The sequence below is a fragment of the Mesorhizobium sp. M0518 genome, from assembly GCF_040321125.1.
In the GTDB taxonomy this organism is placed as follows: Bacteria; Pseudomonadota; Alphaproteobacteria; order Rhizobiales; family Rhizobiaceae; genus Mesorhizobium.
In genome coordinates, this window is the sequence record NZ_JAMYQY010000001.1 from 276,327 (window position 1) to 289,790 (window position 13,464).

Genomic DNA, 13,464 nt, shown 5'->3' on the forward strand with positions numbered 1-13,464 from the left:
TTTGGGAGAACGACATGCATAAACAAAGACGCTAAAGCGCATCGCATGAATCCTTTCAAACGCGCTGCGCTTTAGCCGTGCGCCTTTTCCTTGCCACAAAACCGGCGAGTGTGGCATCAGGCGCGCGGTCGCCGCGTAGGGACATCTTTCAGAAAGCTGGCGCGGATAGACATGCGAGCCGTTCTTGCCATCCTGCCGCTGCTTTTCGTTTCCGCTTGCGCCAATCCGTGGACGAAGGTCCCGGAGGCCGAACTGCCCAAACCGATCCGCAACGCCATGGCGCGGCCTTCGCCTTTCGTCTTCGGCAATTATTGCGGCCCCGGCACCCGCACCGGCGATCTATCGGTCCGGCCGGCCGGCCGGCTCGATGCGGCCTGCCAGGCGCATGATGCCTGCTACATCGCCCGCCACAACCATTGCGACTGCGACGGCACCCTGGTCGCCTCGGCGAAAGCGATCCGCGACGACAAGACAACGCCACGCAAAATGCGCGGCGAGGCCGAACTGCTGATCGCCACCTTCGCCATCCCCGTCTGCAAGGTCTTCCCGCAGGGCTTCATGCCGCCGCGTGACCCGGCGCAACTGAGCGTCCTGAATGCCGGAGCGGCCGGGTGAAGGGCCGCGCATCTGTCGCCCTCGTTCTATTCGGGCTGGCCGCCCTTGGCGGCTGTGCCGGCGGCGCTGGTCGCAGTGCCTGCGATCTCCTGCAAGGCCAGACGGCCTGCGCTCGACCCTCGCTATCGGCCAGGACACCCGGGCCGCAGATCGCCGCCGCGCAGTTTTTCGGCGACGCCAGCACAAGCGACTACGAAAAGCGGTTCCTGGCGCTGCTCGCCCACCACCAGCTCGGCGCGATGGACCGCGCCAACGGCACCGGCCCTTTCGGTCACGACCGCTATGAGATCCGCAATGGCGATTTCCAGGCGACTTACCGGACACTGCAGCAACTGGCCGGGCCGGTTGCCGAAACGCATCTGCCGCCGGCCAGCGGCAGCAGCGGCGACGGCCATTTCGACGGACGCTGGCGGGTGTCGCGGCAGACGCTCTACATCGATGCGGCAGCGCAGCCTTCGACGCCCAGGATCTTCGATTTCTCCGGTCTGCAGGCGCGCAGCGTCGAGATCGTGCTGCGCCAGGCTGGAAAGCAACCGGCCGACATCGAGGGCACCTGCGACGGCTCGCTGGCGATCCGTGCCGGCGGCGGTTCACGCACAATCGCCACGGGCACCGCATTCCGCTTTCGCCTGTCCGGCGAGGACGACACGGTCAGCCTGTTCCCGAGTGACGGCCTGAACCGCTGCACGGCAAGGATCCGCTCCAGCCTTGCCCCGGCCGGCGCGCCGCTCACCATCCAGCGCGAAGAGACCGCCGATCCGGCTCTCGCCGCCTTCGACAGCCGCTACGAGCGTTGCCCGACGCCAGACCCAACCGGCCTCGATCCGCTCAGCCGCGCCTTCTATGCCAGCCGCTGGCTCTCGCAGACCTGTGCCTTGCCGATCGGAAAGCCGCGCCTGCTGCGCAAATCGCGCGACGGCTTCAACGCCAAGGTCGAGGCGCTGATGGGAGCACCACTGTCCGACAGCGCCATCGACAAGGGCGATCCGGAACTGCCGCTCGATTTCTCCAGGGCGCCAAGGCTGAAGCTGATCTATCTGTCGTCGCTGGAGTTCAAGGCCGACTTCTCCGGTCGCATCATCGAGCGGTTGATCCGCCATCATGCAGCACTAGGCACCAAGGTCCGCATCATCGTCACCGACGTTCTGGAGCGCGACAAGGACGACGCCCTGCTGCACCGGCTGGCCGCCGAATTCCCCAATGTCGAATTGCAGGAATATCGCTGGCGGGCGGACCATGGCGCGCCGATCGACGAGCAGACCTCACAACTGCACAAGGTCCATCACGTCAAGATGCTGGCAACGCTTGCCGACGATCCCGGGCGCTCACGCGCCATCATCGGTGGCCGCAACATCCATGACGGCTTCCTGTTCCACCAGCCGATCGATCTGTCGCGCTATCCAGACCTTGAGCAATACGACAAGACCGACGGGTTTTCGCTGAACTACTATTCGAACTGGAGCGACTTCGACATCGAGTTCGCCGATCCGGCCACGATCGAAACGCTGGCTGCGCATCTTTCGACAATGTGGCTGCGCGACGCCGACACCAATCTGGCGCGCCCCTTCTCCATTCCGGTCCGGTCCGACGGCGCCCGCCCGTCAGGCACGGCACGACACTTCATTTCGGTGCCTTACGAGGATGGTCATGCGCTGGAGGACTATTTCGTCGAGCTGGTCGACGCCGCCCGGCACCATATCCAGATCGTCAACCCCTACCTCAACCTGACGCCCAAGCTTGCCCAGGCTGTTGACCGGGCGCTCGCCCGCGGCGTCAGGATCGACATTGTCGGCCGCATCGATCTCAAGGGCGATATCGGCGGCAAGTTTCTCACCGCGCTCAACAAGCTGTTCGTCGAGAAATATGGCGACCGCATCAACATCCGCGAGTTCAAGTCGCCTGACGTGGTGCTGCATTCCAAGATCATGATGATCGACGAAAGGCTGGTCGCCATCTCGTCGGTCAATCTCAACAACCGCAGCTTCTTTCACGACTCGGAGAACGGCATGATGGTGCTCGATCCGGCCTTCTACACCAGGATGAAGCCGATCTATGACGACTATGTCGCCCACTCGAACCCGGTCGCCACCAATGTGACGATACCGTGGGCCTACCGGCTGCTTTTCGACGAGGACTGGGTCCGGCAGGCGTTCTGACCTTCTACCGCAGATAGCGCTCCTGAGCGAGGTCGCGGACATCGATGTCCGGCACCCGGCTGGAGATGATGTCGGCCAGAACCTTGCCCGAGCCGCAAGCCATGGTCCAGCCGAGCGTGCCGTGGCCGGTGTTGAGATAGAGATTGGAGAGCTCGGTGCGGCCGATCAGCGGCGGACCGTCCGGCGTCATCGGCCGCAGCCCGCACCAGAACGTCGCGTCCCGCATCGCGCCGGCGCCCGGAAAGAGATCGCCGACCGAGTGTTCCAGCGTGCGCCGCCGCGATTCGTGCAGCCTGAGGTCGAAGCCGGAAATCTCGGCCGTACCGCCAACCCGGATGCGGTCGCCGAGCCGGGTGATCGCCACCTTGTAGGTCTCGTCCATCACCGTCGACACTGGTGCCGCGGCGGCATCCTTGATCGGCACGGTGATCGAATAGCCCTTGACCGGATAGACCGGGATCGGCCGCTTCACCCGGCGCATGAAACCTGCCGAATAACTGCCCAGCGCCATCACATAGGCGTCGGCGGTCTTCCAGCCTTTGCTGGTGCTGAGATTGGCGATGCGGTTGCGGCTGCGGATGACGCGCCAGATCGTCACGTCGTATTCGAACTTGACGCCGCGGGCCACACAAAGCTCGGCCAGCCTGTCGGTGAACATCTTGCAGTCGCCGGTCTCGTCGTGCGGCAGCCTGAGGCCGCCGACGAACTTTTCGCGCACCCCGGCAAGGCCAGGCTCAGCCGCGATGCAGCCGTCCTGGTCGAGGATCTCGTAAGGCACGCCATACTTCTTCAGCACCTCGACATCGCCGCCGGTGCCGTCGAGCTGCTTTTGCGTACGGAACAGCTGCAGCGTGCCCTGGGTACGCTCGTCATAGGCGATGCCGGTCGCTTCGCGCAGCGCCTTCAGCGTGTCGCGGCTGTATTCGGCGAGCGGCACCATGCGCGCCTTGTTGATCGCATAGCGCTCGGCCGTGCAGTTGCGCAGCATCTTGATCAGCCATGTCCACATATGCGGGTCGAAGGCCGGCCGCACCACCAGCGGGCCATGCTTCATCAGCAGCCATTTGATCGCCTTCAGCGGAATGCCGGGTCCGGCCCAGGGCGAGGCGTAGCCGGGCGAAATCTCGCCGGCATTGGCGAAGCTGGTTTCCAGCGCCGGGCCTTTCTGGCGGTCGAGAACCGTCACCTCGTGGCCGGCCTCGGCAAGGAAGTACGCCGTGGTCACTCCGATGACGCCGCCGCCCAGCACCATGATCTTCATCGTTCACTCCTTGCGGCGCGCAGCACGTCCTTGGGGACGCCTGGACGCGGCCGCATTTCCGATTTGCGCACGATCCCCGGCGAAAATCGATGCTGACTTTCGGGATCGTGCAGTGTTGCCTGTTCACGCCGCCGTGGGACCGGGGTCGTCATCCCCTGTCTGCCGCATTCCGGCCCTTTCGCCAAGGGGCCGCCAATCGGCTGCGGCGCTGTAGACGAGGGTGAGCCCATGCGGCCGTCGCGCCTCGGCCTGGGATTTCTCCCTGACGGCACGCCGCGCGGCCTCCGGCTGGTAGAGCACGGTCGCGATCAGGACCGACTCCCGCCTGCCGTCGGCCTGTTCGATCCATGCAGTCTGACCCTCTGCCATGCCGAGCATGCAAAGCCCCCGCCTTGTCATGATCGACAGGCTGGAGCCGACCGGACCGCGCACCTCGTTCTGCACCAGGGTCCGGGTCTGGGCAGGGCCGGCATCGACACGAAACACCAGCCTGCTGTTCAGCGTCACGATATCGGATCCGACCGAATCGATCGCGACGACCTCGGCTTTGGAAAGCTTGTCTTCAAGCATTGGAACAATCGGATCCGCGAAAGCCCGCCGACGCTCCAACATGATCTCGAGGACGGCGAAGTCCTTTGTCGTCAGCCGGAAATTCGCGCCTGTCATCGCCGTCTCCATGATCAGGACCCTTCCCGCCCGCAGGCCGGCGCATCGACCACTTCGATGGTCGCCGACAGTTCCCGGCCGCCACGACTGCTCCAGCGCACTGTCTGCCCGATGGTGGCGCCGATGAGCGCCGTCCCCAACGGCGTCAGCACCGAGATCCTGTTTTCACTGATGTCGGCATCGCCGGGATAGACCAGTGTGATGCGCTCCCCGCCATCGTTGCGGATTGTCACCGTCGAACCCATCCGCACCACGTTGGCCGGCATGGAAGCCGCTGCCGTGACGATGGCGCGGTCCATTTCCGAAAGCAGTTCTTCGGCCGTCTCGGGCACGCGGTCGAGCGACGCCCGCGCCAGGCCGGTCAGCCTGTGGTGGTCGGCATCGCTGACCAGAGGCCGGCTCGGTGGACGCAATCCTGTTGCATGTTGCATGGCAAACCTCGATGAGTTGGCGCATCGAACAGACGCGCGCCTGCCGCCGCACAAACGGTGGCTTGATGAAAAGCCGGCAGCCGCGAAGCTGTCTGGCTCGGGAATGATGATCAGGTAGAAATGCCCCGGTTCGGACGGACGCCAAAAGGCGGCCGCGCCGGGGCTACGATCCCGCGATCGGGCAGACCCTGAACAAGGTTCTGATATAAGCTGGGTTGCTCATGCAAGGAGCCTTGCCGACAGGCGTCCGCTTGTCAAGCGTGGCCAAACCGCTCAACCGCCGACATAGCGCCGATGGAAGCGCGAGCCGAGGCTGGTCAGAATCTCGTAGCCGATGGTGCCGGCATGGCCGGCAGCGTCGTCGACACTTTGCGAGGGACCGAGCAGTTCGACGAGATCACCCTCGCGCAGCCTGCCGGCCGGCAGGGCGGAAATGTCGAGAATGATCGAGTCCATCGACACTCGCCCGAGGAAAGGCAGGCGCACGCCCTCGAACCAGGCGGCGGACGCGGCGCGGCGCTGCCAGCCATCCGCGTAGCCGAACGAAATCGTCGCCAGCCTGAGCGGGCCTTGCGCTTGATAGGTATGGCCATAGCCGACGCCCGCGCCCTTTTCGACGCTGCGCGTCTGTGCCACCTTTGCCTGCAGCCGCACCACCGGCAGCATCGGATTGGGCTTTGCCGGCGTCGGATTGATGCCGTAGAGGGCGGCACCGGGGCGGGCGAGATCGTAGTGAAAGGATGGCCCGAGAAAGATGCCGGACGAATTGGCGAGCGAGGCTGGCGTCGCCGGCAGCATTGCGCGCAGCCGCTCGAACGCCAGCCGCTGCCGTTCATTGGCCGGATGCTCCGGCTCGTCGGCGCAAGCCAGATGACTCATCACGAACCGGATGTCGATGCCGTCGAAGGCCTGCGGATCGGCGGCAACGCGCTCCACATCCCGGGGCGCCATGCCGAGCCGCGACATGCCGCTGTCGACCTGGATCGCGGCCGGCAGTTTTCGGCCGGCGCGGCGAGCCGCCACACGCCAGGCCACCAGTTGCTCGGGGCTGTTAATGACAGCGCAAACGTCCGCTGCCACGGCGTCCGTCTCGGCACCGGACGGAACGCCGTTCAACACGAAAATGGCAGGGCCCGGACCAAGCGAGCGGCGCAGGGCGACGCCTTCGCCCAGAAGCGCAACGAAGAAGACATCGCAGCCTTCGCGCAGCAGCGCCGCCCCGACCTGGCCGGCGCCAACGCCGTAGCCGTCCGCCTTGAGCACACCAGCGCAGGCAACATCGCCCAACCGCGCTTTCAGCCGCCGGTAGTTTTCACGGATTGCACCGAGATCGATGGTGAGGATGGCCCCAGCCGCCACTTCGCTTGTGGCGGTGACCTCTTCTGGCGGCGGCTTTTGGGGGGCGTCGTTCATGGCGACCCTTCGCGTGGAGTGGATACATCAATAGGACCGCCGGGCCGGCGCGGCAACCGCGGTTGTTGTATAGCGGCTATTGCACCAGATGCCGGAACGCCGCCACCACATCCTCATAGACATGGCGCTTGAACGGCACGATCAGGTCGGGCAAATCCTGCATAGGCCGCCATGCCCATTCGTCGAACTCTGCGGTGTGGCCGCCCGGCGGCGGGTTGATCTGGATCTCGCTGGTGTCGCCGTGGAAGCGAAAGGCGAACCATTTCTGCGTCTGGCCGCGATACCGGCCCTTGAAGGCGATGCCGACGAGATGGTCCGGCAAATCATAGTTGATCCAGTCCGGCGCCTCGGCCAGCAGCGAGACGCCTCGCATGCCGGTCTCCTCATAGAGTTCGCGCTCGGCCGCCTGCAGCGGCTCCTCGCCCTTGTCGATACCGCCTTGCGGCATCTGCCAGAGCTGCGTCGTGCCGGCAAATTCGCTGTCCGGTTCGGCAATCCGGTGCCCGACCCAGACAAGGCCCTCGGCATTGAGGATCATCAGCCCGACACAGGGACGATAAGGCAGCGTTTCGCGATCAATCTTTTTAGCCATGCGTGATGGGGTCCAGCCGTTTTGAGAATTCGCTCCGGTGAGGCAGGTGGCGAGCGTTTTCGAGAACCGGAGCGGAGCGTACCTAAAGTACGTGAGCACCGGAAGCGCAGAAAACGTCGACAGATGCCCGCCGGAGTAGAATTATCAAGACGGCTGTTAGCCTTTTTGCGGGTCAATGGCCACCGCTGAAATCGGCACGATCTCGATGCCGCGCTTCTTGGCCTCGACCACCCAGGACGACACCGTATCGACCGTCAGGTCGAAGGCCGAACCGATGCCGACGGCGGTGCCTTTGGCCCGCGCGGTCGCCTCCAGACTGTCGAGCTTCTTCAGGATTTCGCCGCGATCCTGCACGGCATCGATCGCCATGTCGCCGGCGACGAAGGGCACGCCGTCCTTCAGCGCCAGGTCCGGCGCCAGGCTGCGCGCCGACGAGCCGTCATCGATATAGGCAAGGCCGCGTTTGCCGAGCTCGGCGATGAACGGCTCCATCGCCGCCGCGTCGGCGGAAAAACGGGCGCCCATATAGTTCATGACGCCGGTATAGTTGGTCGTCCGCGACAGTGCCCAGTGCAGGCTTTTCAGGTTCTCATCCGCGCTCGCCGCCACCGTCAGCGTGTTGCGGCCCGGATTTACCTTCGGATAGTCGAACGGTTCGAGCGGCACCTGCATGACGATCTCGTGGCCGCTCTGCCTGGCTGCCTGCATCCACCGGCCGATGCTGTTGCCTTGCGGCGCGAAGGCCAGCGTCACTTCCGCCGGCAGCTTGGCGATGGCCGCCTGGGTGCCGGTCTGCGAAACCGAAAGCCCGCCGATGACGATCGCCACCCGTGCGCCGCGCCCGCCCGACCAGGGCCGCGCATAGACGTCGAACGGCCGTCTGCCATCGGTGGCGCGCACCGGCAACGGCCCAGTCTCGCTGGTCTCGATCAGCGCCTTGTCGGGAATATGCGCGATCTTCAGGTTCTGGCCGATGGTCGACGGATCGCGAATGACGATCGCTGCCTTGGGCGGCCCATCGCCCTCCTCCGTCTGCACATGGATGATCTGCGGCCCGCCTGATTTGACCGGCGCCTCCGGCTTCGGTGCCGCCGGGGCCAATGCAGGCGGCGCAGGGGCAGGTTCGGCCGCCGCGGTCACTTTCGGCGTTGAAACTGCAACCTCTTGCGGCTTTCGAAACGGCTTTTCCCTGAGCGCGATCGCGCCGGAGACGCCTGCCACCGCCAGCACGGCCACGGTCGCCATGATCGCACCGCCGCTGAGCTTGCGGGCGGCGCGCGGCGGCCGGACTGCCTGTCCGAGCGGGCGTTCGATGTCCTTGCCGATGTCAGCCAAGCCTAATCCCCGGGCGCATGGCTCCGAAGGCGAAGCCGCTTCGAAAAGACATGCGCGAATTCATCAATCCCGGCGCACCCCGCGCCGTGTCTCGGGAGCATTGCCTCGCCCCCCCGAATCAAACTGCCGGAACCTTTCGGTCCCGGCAGCATCGCATTGCTTCCATCAGGCTCAAACAGAAAGATGGAGCGGCGCGTGGCCGCTCCAGATCCTTACTGGTTGAGAACCGCCTTTTGCGGATTGGGCGGGAAGGCCGGATCGGTCTTCTGGCCGCGCAGCAGCTGCTCGGCATAGATGAGCTGCAGATCGTCTTTCGGATCCGGCGGCACATAAGCTGCCGAGCCCGAACCGGTCGTGCTCTCATCGGCGCCCTTGATATGGCCCTTGAGGTCGGATTCGCCGCGCGTCAGGTCCCTGCCCTGCAGTTCCGGCGGCAGCGGCTGGTCGACCTTGATGTCGGGCGTGATGCCCTTGCCCTGGATCGACTTGCCGGACGGCGTGTAATAGAGCGCTGTCGTCAGCCTGAGCGCACCATTCTCGCCGAGCGGAATGATGGTCTGCACCGAACCCTTGCCGAAGGACTGCGTGCCGACCACCGTGACGCGGCGCAGATCCTGCAGCGCGCCGGCGACGATTTCCGATGCACTGGCCGAACCGCCATTGACCAGGACGATCATCGGCTTGCCGTTGATGTCGTCGACCTGCTTGGGCTTGGCGTCGAAGCGGGTGACGTCCTTGGGGTCGCGGCCACGCGTCGAAACGATCTCGCCGCGGTTGAGGAAGGCATCGGACACGCTCACCGCCTGGTCGAGCAGGCCACCCGGATTGAGGCGGAGATCCAGAACGTAGCCCTTCAGCTTGTCGTCGGGAATCTGCTTCTTGATGGTGTCGATGGCGTTCTCGAGGTCGTCATAGGTCTTTTCGGTGAAGGAGGTGATCTTCATGTAGCCGATGTCGTTCTCGACCCGGAACTTGACCGCCTTGACCTTGATGATGTCGCGTACGACCGTCAGTTCAATCGGCTTGTCGGCGCCCTGGCGCAGGATGGTAAGCTTGATCGGCGTGTTGACCAGGCCGCGCATCTTGTCGACCGCATCGTTGAGGGTCAGGCCGCGAACCTCTTCGCCATCGATCTTGGCAATGTAGTCGCCGGCCAGCACGCCTGCCTTGGCGGCCGGCGTGTCGTCGATCGGCGTGATCACCTTGACCAGATCATTCTCCATGGTGACTTCGATGCCGAGGCCGCCAAACTCGCCCTTGGTCTGGACGCGCATATCCTGCGCCTGCTCGGCATTCATGTAGGAGGAGTGCGGGTCAAGCGAGGCCAGCATGCCGTTGATGGCGTTCTCGACCAGCGACTTGTCGTCGGGCGGTGTCACATACTGTGCCCGCACCCGCTCGAAGATATCGCCGAAGATCGCCAGTTGCTTGTAGGTCTCCGACCCTGCAGCGTTCGCCGCCGAGCCGGGTGCGCCATAGACCAGGCTCATGGCGGACGCGCCCATCAGCGCACCGGCAAACAGAAGCGACAGTTTCCGCATTATTCACGTCCTTCCAGAAAAACGGTCCGCCCACCATGGGGCCGGATCGACGGGTTTTCCATCCTTGCGGAACTCGACATAGAGTTCCGGCGTGGCATTTCCATTCTTCGAAACCGAGGTGCTCGCCACCCGGGCCTCTCCCATCGCACCGATCGGCTCTCCTGCAAGCACTGATTGACCGGTCGCGACGCTGATTCTGCTCATCCCCGCCAAAACGACATGATAGCCGTCGCCTGCGTTCAGGATCAAGAGTTGACCATAAGACCGAAACGGCCCCGCATAAAGCACATTTCCATCCGCCGGCGCGGTGACGATGGCTCCCGATTGTGTCGCAACCATGTCGCCAAGCATCACCGCGCCGTTACCGTCATCGGCGCCGTATCGCCGTTTGATGCGGCCGGTCACCGGCAGCGCGATCTGTCCTTGCAAGGCTGAAAAGGGTGCCGCGGCGGCAAGTTGGTTGCCTTCCGGCACCGGCAGCGACGCCAATTCCGCCGGCGCAGATGCGTTGTCGCCATCCGCCGTCTTCTGCTCGGCGGCCTTGGCCGAATCGGCGGCCTTGCGGCTCTTGTCGGCCTGCGCTTCGAGCGAGGCGATCAACTCTTTCAGGCTGCCGGCCTTGGCCGCCAGCGCTTCGGATCGCTGCTTTTCCGCGGCCATTTGCGTTTGCGTGTCGGCTTCGAGCTTCTGCTTGGCCTCCAGCAGCATGCCGAGCCGCTTCTTTTCCGCCGTCTGGTCGCCGACCGCCGCCGTCAGCCGCGCCCGTTCGGCCTCGATCGACGCCGTAATCCTGGTTTGTTCCTTGAGATCGGCAAGCAGGCTATCGGTCTGTTGGCGCAGTTCGGGCACCACCGCGCCGAGGAGGATGGCGCTGCGCACCGACGACAGCGCGTCCTCAGGCTTAACCAGGATCGCCGGCGGCGGGTTGAGGCCCATGCGCTGCAACGCGCCCAGCACTTCGGCCAAAACGTCGCGCCGCGCCATCAGCGAGGCGCGGATCTTCTGTTCCTGGCCCTTCAATCCTTCCAGCCGGGCGCCGATGTCCTCGATGTCCTGGCCGAGCTTCTGCTCGGTCATCGCCGACTGGATCAATGCGGCGGTGATCGAGGCGTGATCCCTCTTGATCGTCGCGATATCGGCGGAGAGTTTGGCCAATCGTTCCGACGACAGCGTGATCTCCTTCGAGACCCGTTCATATTCGGCCCGGCTCTGATCCGGATCGGGAGCCATGTCGAGCGTGTTTTCCGCCCGCCCCGCATGCAGCGACAGCACAAGTACCGCCGCCGCGATGCCGCAGCGCGCGCGCCAGGAGCCCGTTCTTGATTTGCTGTCTTCAGACATTGAAGCCCGACTCTATGCGTGGCGTCGTTAACGAACAATCAACCATGTTCGAAACCGCCCACTCGATGCAATCTTGCCTCGGCATTGGGGCGGAAATCCGGGTGTGTCGCACCAATTCACCGGTTTACGAGCGATGGTAGGGATGTCCCGAAAGGATGGTGGCCACACGATAAAGCTGCTCTCCCAGCATCACGCGCACCAGTTGATGCGGCCATGTCAGCAATCCGAACGACATCACTAGTTCGGCCTGGTCGCGCAGCGACTGATCGTGGCCGTCGGCGCCGCCGATGGCGATGACCAACGCCTTGCGGCCACCGTCACGCAACAGGCCGAGGCGCCCGGCGAAATCTTCCGAGGAAAAGCTTTTGCCGCGTTCGTCAAGGAGGATCAAAGCGGTTCCGGGCTGCAACTGCGTCTGCAGTTTCTGGCCTTCCTCACGCCGCCGCTCGTTGGCGGTCTGGCCGCGCCCCTCGGCAATCTCGGCAATGCCGCCAAATTCAAGCCCCACTACCGGGCCGCTCTTGGCGAAACGCTCGAAATAGCGGTCGGCCAGCAGCTTTTCGGGGCCGGCTTTCATCCGGCCCACGGCATGAACTGATATCTTCATCCTCGCCTTGTAAGCCGCGCGAACGACTTAGTGGAGCGTTTCTTCCTCGAGGTCCGGCGCCTGCCACATCTTTTCGAGATTGTAGAATTCGCGGACTTCGGGGCGGAAGACATGGACGATGATGTCGCCAGAATCGATCAGGACCCAGTCGGCGCCGGATAGCCCCTCGACGCGCGCGGTGCCGAGACCGGCATCCTTGATCGCTTTGAGAAGATGATCGGCGACAGCCGCGACATGACGGTGCGATCGGCCCGAAGCGACGACCATGTAGTCGCCGAGGCTCGATTTCCCCTGGATGTCGATGGAGACAATGTTTTCGGCCTTGGAGTCTTCCAGACTGGCAAGGACTGTCTTGATGGCGCGGGACACGGCGTCGTCTACGCTGATCCTGGCCGGCGAAGGCATGATATCGGCCTTCTTCCGCAGTGCTGTTCTCAGTGTATTTCCTTTCGCAGCAAGAACAACCAAATCACCCCTTGAAGCAGGTGACACCACTTAGATAGGCAGAGTTCCCTGACAGTTTCAAGACGGGACCCTGCCTCGCACGAACGTATTGTCGCTCTTGTGGTTCCGCCGCACGCCGGAAAAGATCGGAACCCTCACCGCCCGCATGGGTTATCGGCTCACCGACCAACCGGATTTCCCCCATGCCGATCGACCCGCAAAACGCTTTTCTCAGCGTCCAGGCTGGCCTCGCCCAACTGAGCACGCTGATTGTTTCGTACTCCTTCTCGGCCATCGGTGCCGTCATCCTCTTGATTGTCGGCTACATCGTCGCCGGTCTTGCCGAACGTTCGATCTTCGCTGGTCTCGGCCATATCCATGGTTTCGACGCGACGTTGCGGCATTTCTTCTCGAAGATCGTCCGCTACGCCATCCTGATCCTCGTCACCATCATGGTGCTCGGCCAGTTCGGCGTGCAGACGGCCTCGATCATTGCCGCGATCGGTGCCATTGGCCTCGCCATCGGCCTGGCGTTGCAGGGCACGCTGCAAAACATCGCCGCCGGCATCATGCTTCTGGCGCTGCGGCCGTTCCGCATCGGCGAATCCGTCGAGGTCGGTTCGATCGCCGGTACGATCGAGGAGATCGGCCTGTTCGCGACCAAGCTCAGGACGGCCGACGGGGTCTACATATTGGCGCCGAACTCGACGCTGTGGAACCAGCCGGTGCGCAACTTTTCGCGCAACGGCGTACGCCGCAGCGACATCATACTCAGCATCGGCTCCTGGAACGACATCGACAGGGCGCAGAAAGCCTTGCTTGCCATTGCCGCGGCCGAACGGCGAGTGAAACGTGAGCCGGCACCGATCGCTTTCGTCTCGACATTGGGCGACAGCACTGTTTCGATTGCCCTGCGCTATTGGACATCGTCGGCGGACTTCTTCGCCACCCAGACCGATCTCACCAAGCGCGCCAAACAGGAGTTCGATAGCGAAGGCATATCGATCCCGCTGCCGCCGCCGGAAGCGCCCCAACCGGAAGCCCGTCGACAATAGTCGGTTG

Annotated in this window: 13 protein-coding genes; 3 read left to right on the forward strand and 10 right to left on the reverse strand. The window is 64.0% G+C overall.

What is annotated here, in order from left to right; translation table 11 throughout:
* The first annotated feature begins 171 nt into the window (after positions 1 to 171).
* Together NKI66_RS01420 and NKI66_RS01425 are read left to right on the forward strand one after the other, a co-directional pair.
* Positions 172 to 615 carry a phospholipase A2 family protein gene (locus NKI66_RS01420; RefSeq protein WP_352750595.1) on the forward strand — a complete coding sequence of 148 codons (444 nt, stop codon included), beginning with the start codon at positions 172 to 174 and terminating at the stop codon, positions 613 to 615.
* Positions 612 to 2,771: a phospholipase D-like domain-containing protein gene (locus NKI66_RS01425; RefSeq protein WP_352750597.1), complete on the forward strand. Its 2,160-nt coding sequence runs from the start codon at positions 612 to 614 to the stop codon at positions 2,769 to 2,771. The genes NKI66_RS01420 and NKI66_RS01425 overlap by 4 nt, the downstream gene beginning before the upstream one ends.
* Before the next feature lie 4 nt (positions 2,772 to 2,775).
* On the opposite strand, the gene NKI66_RS01430 is transcribed toward NKI66_RS01425, so the two are convergent.
* The 10 genes from NKI66_RS01430 to rsfS all read right to left on the reverse strand — a co-directional run bounded on the left by NKI66_RS01430 (position 2,776) and on the right by rsfS (position 12,363).
* Positions 2,776 to 4,032, reverse strand: a complete 1,257-nt coding sequence (locus NKI66_RS01430) for a D-amino acid dehydrogenase (RefSeq protein WP_024502886.1) — start codon at positions 4,030 to 4,032, stop codon at positions 2,776 to 2,778.
* A 123-nt stretch (positions 4,033 to 4,155) separates the two neighbouring features.
* Positions 4,156 to 4,710, reverse strand: coding sequence for a GreA/GreB family elongation factor (locus NKI66_RS01435; protein WP_081734873.1), 555 nt, complete (start codon positions 4,708 to 4,710; stop codon positions 4,156 to 4,158).
* Between the two features lie 2 nt (positions 4,711 to 4,712).
* Positions 4,713 to 5,129 carry a nucleoside diphosphate kinase regulator gene (rnk, locus tag NKI66_RS01440; RefSeq protein WP_023811790.1) on the reverse strand — a complete coding sequence of 139 codons (417 nt, stop codon included), beginning with the start codon at positions 5,127 to 5,129 and terminating at the stop codon, positions 4,713 to 4,715.
* A 273-nt stretch (positions 5,130 to 5,402) separates the two neighbouring features.
* A complete protein-coding gene (gene alr, locus NKI66_RS01445; RefSeq protein ID WP_352722968.1) occupies positions 5,403 to 6,542 on the reverse strand; it encodes an alanine racemase in 1,140 nt (379 codons plus the stop codon).
* A gap of 76 nt (positions 6,543 to 6,618) precedes the next feature.
* Complete coding sequence (locus NKI66_RS01450; protein ID WP_023811788.1) at positions 6,619 to 7,134, reverse strand: RNA pyrophosphohydrolase; 516 nt, start codon at positions 7,132 to 7,134, stop codon at positions 6,619 to 6,621.
* Positions 7,135 to 7,290: 156 nt separating this feature from the next.
* A complete protein-coding gene (locus NKI66_RS01455; RefSeq protein ID WP_023811787.1) occupies positions 7,291 to 8,469 on the reverse strand; it encodes a divergent polysaccharide deacetylase family protein in 1,179 nt (392 codons plus the stop codon).
* A 212-nt stretch (positions 8,470 to 8,681) separates the two neighbouring features.
* Positions 8,682 to 10,013: a S41 family peptidase gene (locus NKI66_RS01460; RefSeq protein ID WP_023811786.1), complete on the reverse strand. Its 1,332-nt coding sequence runs from the start codon at positions 10,011 to 10,013 to the stop codon at positions 8,682 to 8,684.
* Positions 10,014 to 11,351, reverse strand: a complete 1,338-nt coding sequence (locus NKI66_RS01465; protein WP_023811785.1) for a murein hydrolase activator EnvC family protein — start codon at positions 11,349 to 11,351, stop codon at positions 10,014 to 10,016. It abuts the gene before it with no gap.
* A 124-nt stretch (positions 11,352 to 11,475) separates the two neighbouring features.
* The gene (gene rlmH / locus NKI66_RS01470) at positions 11,476 to 11,958 is read right to left on the reverse strand and encodes a 23S rRNA (pseudouridine(1915)-N(3))-methyltransferase RlmH (RefSeq protein WP_023811784.1); all 483 of its coding nucleotides are present in this window, start codon (positions 11,956 to 11,958) and stop codon (positions 11,476 to 11,478) included.
* Between the two features lie 27 nt (positions 11,959 to 11,985).
* Complete coding sequence (rsfS, locus tag NKI66_RS01475; protein ID WP_013529073.1) at positions 11,986 to 12,363, reverse strand: ribosome silencing factor; 378 nt, start codon at positions 12,361 to 12,363, stop codon at positions 11,986 to 11,988.
* A 242-nt stretch (positions 12,364 to 12,605) separates the two neighbouring features.
* Here rsfS and NKI66_RS01480 point away from each other — a divergent pair, with 242 nt between their 5' ends.
* A complete protein-coding gene (locus tag NKI66_RS01480) occupies positions 12,606 to 13,457 on the forward strand; it encodes a mechanosensitive ion channel family protein (protein ID WP_352440995.1) in 852 nt (283 codons plus the stop codon).
* Positions 13,458 to 13,464 lie beyond the last annotated feature (7 nt).

Excerpts from the sequence above, each read along its gene's own strand:
- NKI66_RS01435 (WP_081734873.1), bottom strand. The coding sequence starts at position 4,710 with ATGGAGACGGCGATGACAGGCGCGAATTTCCGGCTGACGACAAAGGAC.
- NKI66_RS01420 (WP_352750595.1), top strand. The coding sequence starts at position 172 with ATGCGAGCCGTTCTTGCCATCCTGCCGCTGCTTTTCGTTTCCGCTTGC.
- NKI66_RS01465 (WP_023811785.1), bottom strand. The coding sequence starts at position 11,351 with ATGTCTGAAGACAGCAAATCAAGAACGGGCTCCTGGCGCGCGCGCTGC.
- NKI66_RS01480 (WP_352440995.1), top strand. The coding sequence starts at position 12,606 with ATGCCGATCGACCCGCAAAACGCTTTTCTCAGCGTCCAGGCTGGCCTC.
- rsfS (WP_013529073.1), bottom strand. The coding sequence starts at position 12,363 with ATGCCTTCGCCGGCCAGGATCAGCGTAGACGACGCCGTGTCCCGCGCC.
- rlmH (WP_023811784.1), bottom strand. The coding sequence starts at position 11,958 with ATGAAGATATCAGTTCATGCCGTGGGCCGGATGAAAGCCGGCCCCGAA.
- NKI66_RS01430 (WP_024502886.1), bottom strand. The coding sequence starts at position 4,032 with ATGAAGATCATGGTGCTGGGCGGCGGCGTCATCGGAGTGACCACGGCG.
- rnk (WP_023811790.1), bottom strand. The coding sequence starts at position 5,129 with ATGCAACATGCAACAGGATTGCGTCCACCGAGCCGGCCTCTGGTCAGC.
- alr (WP_352722968.1), bottom strand. The coding sequence starts at position 6,542 with ATGAACGACGCCCCCCAAAAGCCGCCGCCAGAAGAGGTCACCGCCACA.
- NKI66_RS01450 (WP_023811788.1), bottom strand. The coding sequence starts at position 7,134 with ATGGCTAAAAAGATTGATCGCGAAACGCTGCCTTATCGTCCCTGTGTC.